At 67.1% G+C, this 5,445-nt stretch carries 1 protein-coding gene; it reads left to right on the top strand.

Features of this window, described 5'->3' with window-relative positions; all coding sequences use genetic code 11:
* The coding region (locus tag DFO47_RS20975; protein ID WP_133832929.1) for an Ig-like domain-containing protein at positions 1–5,129 on the top strand (5,129 nt) is incomplete at its 5' end.
* Between the last annotated feature and the right edge of the window lie 316 nt (positions 5,130–5,445).

The raw sequence follows: 5,445 nt of genomic DNA, 5'->3' as shown, positions 1-5,445 counted from the left end.
TGAACCGGGACCTGGTGGTCCTGAATGATGTGAATTCGGGCAATGTGTGGCTGGTGAACCAGAACATGCAGCTGGTCAACAACTGGGACGACGTCATCCCGCCGCAACAGACCTCGGACGACGCCGACAAGGACTCGGCCGATGAGGTGCAGCAGACCGTCCTGCCGGACCGCACCAAACCCAACAACGCCCCCGTGGCCAAACCGGACACCTTCGGCGTGCGCGCCGGCAAGACCACCGTCCTTCCCGTGCTGGACAACGACTCGGACCCCGACGGCGACGTCCTCACCGTTCGCACGCCCGACCCCCTGAAGTCAGGCCTGCTCGCGCCGATCTACGGCGCCACCGGGTTCCAGGTCAGCGTCGGCGCCGAGAAAACGGGCTCTGAGGCGTTCAAATACACGGTGGACGACGGCCGCGGCCTTTCCGGTTCCGCCGATGTCACGTTGAACGTCGTCCCGCCGGGGGAGAACTCGGCACCGCGGCAAAAGCCCAACCGCAACACCACCCTGGTGGTGCAGGCAGGCAAGGTCGTCAGCCAAAACATCCTCACCGATTGGATCGACCCCGACGGCGACGACCTCTTCGTGGTCGGTGCCAGCAGCAGCGACCCCCGCGACCAAGTCCGGGTCCGGCCTGACGGCCTGCTCAGCTTTCAGGATTCCGGTGCTGAACCGGGACGCAAAACCGTCACCGTCACCGTCTCGGATGGCCGGGCCACCACCGAGGGAAAGGTCAGCGTCGACGTCCGCGCGCCCGGGGCGCTGCCGCCGATCGCCAACGCGGACCACGTGGTCGCCGTCGCCGGGGTGGACACGGTGATCGCGCCGCTGAAGAACGACTCAGACCCGCAAGGCGGGGCGCTGCGCCTGGCCCAGGCCAGCCCGGACGGTAATTCCACCGCCACCATGGGCGCCGACCAGCAAACCTTCACGTTCAATTCCACCGCCGAGGGCGCGCACTACGTCACCTACCTGGCCACCAACGGACCGGCCAGCGCCCAGCAACTGGTGCGTGTCGACGTCGTGCCCGGGAACGGCGACGGCGCCCCCGTCGCCGTGCGCGACACCGCACTGCTGCCCAGTGGCGGCAACGTGCTGGTGGACGTGCTCGGCAATGACTCCGACCCCTCCGGCGGCGTGCTGGTGGTCCAGTCCGTGACGGCCGCGGACGGCCTGCCCATCAGCGTCTCCGTGCTGGACCATTCCGTTGTCCGGATCACCGACATCCGCGCCCAGGGCCAGCTCACCGTCAAATACACCATCTCCAACGGCAAAGCCTCGGCCACCGGCGAGATCGCCGTGCTGGTGGTCCCCGCACCGGCGAAACTCCAGGCCCCCCAGGCCAAGCCGGACGAGGCCACCGTCCGTGCCGGCGACGTCGTCACCATCCCCGTGCTGGCAAACGACACCGATCCCAACGGCGGCGCCCTCACCCTTGACCCGCAGCTGGCCCAGCAGCCGGACCCGGCGGACGGGCGCATCTTCACGGCAGGCGGAACTGTGCGGTTCATCTCCGGCGACGTACCCAAAACCGTCTACGCGATCTACAAGGTCACCAACGAATCAGGCCAGTCCGACTCCCAGCAGGTCACGATCCGGATCCGGGCCCGCGACGACCAACTCAATACCCGGCCAGAACCAAGAAACCTCACCGCCCGGGTGGTGGCGGGCATGACCGTCCGCATCCCGGTACCCCTCGATGGCGTGGACAGCGACGGCGACTCAGTCCGGCTGACCGGGGTGGACAAGGCTCCCGCCATGGGCACGGCCGTGGTCAAGGACGGCTACCTCGAATTCACCGCAGCGGGCAATGCAGCCGGCACTGACACCTTCACCTACCGGGTCCGCGACCGGATCGGGGCCGAGAACACCGGAACTGTGATCGTCGGCATCGCACCCGCGGAAGCCACCAACCAGAAGCCCATCGCAGTCGACGACGCCATTGAAGTCCGGCCCGGACGCAAGATCGCCGTTGAAGCCCTCGCCAACGATTCAGATCCGGACGGTGACCCGATCACCCTGGTGTCCAACGGCTTCGAGGCCCGCCCGGACCTCGCCGTGGAGGCAGCCGAAGGCGGCAAGGTGCTGCTCACGGCCCCGAACGCTGCCGGCAATGACAGCGTCAGCTACAAGATCCAGGACGACAAGAAAGCCCAGTCGGGTGCAGTGATCCGGGTGAAGGCCAGCCCTGATGCCGCACTGAAGGCCCCGGTTGCCAAAGACGATGTGGTCACCCCGGCAGAGACGCTGGGCAAGTCCGCCGTGGACGTGCCAGTCCTCAAGAACGACTCAGACCCCGACGGCGTGGCCTCCGAACTGAAGATCGGCCTGCCGGACGGGAACCCCAACGCCCGCGTCACCGGCGACGGCACCGTGCGCGTCACGCTTGGGCCGGCCGACCAGCTGGTTCCCTACACTGTCACCGATGTTGACGGCCAAAGCGCGACGGCGGTCATCTGGGTGCCCGGGCAGGGGGAGCAACACCCCACGCTGGCCAAGACCGAGACCGTGGAAGTCATGTCCGGGAAGGACATTACCCTCAACCTGGCGGACTACGTCCGGGTGCGGGAAGGCCGCACGCCCCGGATCACCCAGGTGGACAAGGTCCGCATCCTGGGCGGGGAACCGGACAACGTGGTGGCCGGAAACGGCAATGCCCTGCGCTATGCCGCCCTCAAGGACTACGTGGGTCCAGGCTCCATCACCTTCGAGGTGACGGACGGCACAGGGCCGGACGACCCCGCCGGCCTCAAGTCAACGCTGAGCATCATCACCAAAGTCATCCCGGACCCCAACGCCAACCATCCGCCCACCTTCAGCGGAGCCACCCTCGACGTTCCCGCCGGCGAGTCGGCCACCCTGGACCTGAGCAACCTGGCCAAGGACGTTGACGCCGGCGACCAGGACAAGCTCGCCTTCGCTCTCGACGGCGCGCTCCCCGAGGGCTTCAACGCAACAGTGGACAAGGCAACCCTTAAGGTCACCCCCGATTCAGCCCGGGCCGCCGGCTGGAAAGGCAGCATCCCGCTCAAAGTCACCGACGGCCGCTCAGATCCGGTCCGCGCCACCATCACCGCCACCGTGGTGGCCTCCAACCGACCGCTTCCCACAGCCAACGAGGACGTGGTGGACAAAGCGAACGCCGGCACGTCCGAGACCGTCAACGTCCTCGCCAACGACTACAACCCCTTCCCGGAGACGCCCCTCAGGATCACCTCCGCCACCGTGGAGACCGGATCGGCCGCAGGGCAGCCCGCCGTGGCGGGGGACTCGATCACCGTCACACCGGCCAGCGGGTTCAAAGGCGTGATGGTGGTGCGCTACACCATCATGGACAAGACCGGAGACGTATCCCGGCAGACCGACGGACGGGTCCGGATCACCGTCCGTGACCGGCCCGACGCGCCCTCCGCGCCCACGGCCACGGATGTCCGGAGCCGGACGGCCGTGCTCAAGTGGACACCGCCGTCGGATAACGGCGCGGCCATCACCAAATACACCGTGCACTCCACCAGCGGCTTCAGCCAGGAGTGTGCCACCACCACCTGCACGCTGACCGGCCTGACCAACGACGTCAAGTACGTCTTCACCGTCACCGCCACGAACGAGGTCAGGGAATCCGACCCGTCGCCGGCCTCCAATGAGATCCGGCCGGACGAAAAGCCGTCGCCGCCGGACGCGCCTGCCGTCAAGGCCGGCGACAAGACCATGGAAATCACGTGGCCGGCAGCCAAAACCGAGGGTTCGGCCGTCAAGAACTACAACCTTGAGATCTCACCGCCGCCCGCGAATGGGGCGGCGGTCAAGAACGGCGTGACCGGGCTGAACTACACCTGGCCCGGGCTGACCAACGGCGTCCGGTACAAGGTGCGCGCCCAGGCAGTCAACGAACTGGGCCCCTCAGACTGGAGCCCGTACTCCGCCGAGGACAATCCTGCCGGTGTCCCCGCCGCACCCGCCGCTCCGACGTCGTCCGTGGCATCTTCCGTGGGAACCTCCAACCAGCTCAAGGTGGACTGGAACGAGCCAAACACCAACGGTGACGCCATCAGGAACTACTACGTCACCATGAGCGGCGGCGGCGGGGCAGCCCAAACCCAGATGGTGGCCGGTACCGTCCGGACAGCCAACTTCACCGCCAACAACTCCGAAGCGGCCTACACCTTCACCGTGCAGGCCGAGAACAAGGCCGGGAAGGGCGCGGTCAGTGCGGCGTCCGCCCCGCGCCGCGCCACCGGCAAGCTCGCGCAAGTCTCCGGCGTGAGCGCCACGGAAGCCAACACCGGCGGAGCCGGGCGCTCCGTCACCATCGACTTCCGCGAACTCACCGCCGCCGAACGCAACGGCTCAACGTACGCCGAAGTCAGCTACACCTACCGGGCCAGCACGGGACAGTCCGGTCCGATCAGGCCAGGGCAAACCGTCGGAGGATTCGCCAACGGCAGTTCCACGGCCATCACCGTCATCGCCAACTCTTCGGTGGCCCCCAGTTCCGACGCCAGCACGCCGGCCACCGCCAACCCGTACGGTTCTCCTGGCACGCCGTCGGCCGCCGGGCAGGACGGCGCGGAGAACCAGAAGAACCTCACCTTGAGCTGGGCATCCCCGGCGGCGGGCAGCCACGACATCGCCTACACCCAGATCAGGATCGACGGCGGGGGCTGGGAACGGGTGGCTGCCTCCGGCAACCGCACCATCAACACCGCCGGATTCAACGAGCGGCATTCGATCGACGTACAAACGGTCAATTCGCGCGGCACCGGTGGCCCGGTCGCGTCTGCCTCCGCGCAGTCGGGTGCCGCGAAAACCCGTTGGACCACGCGGCTTGGTCCCGGCATGGACCGCAGCTGCACCGACCTGCCCGGCGCCACGTCATATGACCCGTCGAGGAATACCTGCGATGGCCAAGGCGGCTACGACCGGCCCTGGATGTCGCACCTGGACACGTTCGATGTCATGTGCTGGAAGCCGCACGGCACCACATACAGCGGAGACGGACAGTGGTACTACATCATGCGCGGCTCGCCCAATGCCACCCGCTGGATCCAGTCGCTGCACACCACCCTGGGCTCTCCCGCGCAAAGCGGTGTACCGCTGTGCACCTTCCCGACAGGGGCAACGCCATAGCCGCCGCGGCGCCGGGCAAGTGCCCCGGAATGAGCGGTACACGGGATAGAGGTCCCCATCGCGGGGTCTTGCGGGGCTTCGGTAGGCTTGGCCCGGGGAAAGAAAGCCTACTGCCTGTCCCGCGAACAGGACCGTATCTGGCAACACAATCTGAGGGAAAAGTAACGCTGTGACAACTCTGCTGGGGAAGCTTGGGCTGAAGAAGCGACATAAGAAGGCCGCCGCCGGGGCTGCGTTTGGTGTGGTGGTGGCTGTGGTGGTGACGGGTGCGGTGTTGTATCCGGGGTTTAAGACCACTGAGGTTGAGTTGAATGAT

The organism is Arthrobacter sp. AG258 (assembly GCF_004364695.1).
In the GTDB taxonomy this organism is placed as follows: domain Bacteria; phylum Actinomycetota; class Actinomycetes; order Actinomycetales; family Micrococcaceae; genus Arthrobacter.
Note: the sequence above shows the minus strand (reverse complement) of the source record. Positions and strands in the feature narration are given on the sequence as shown.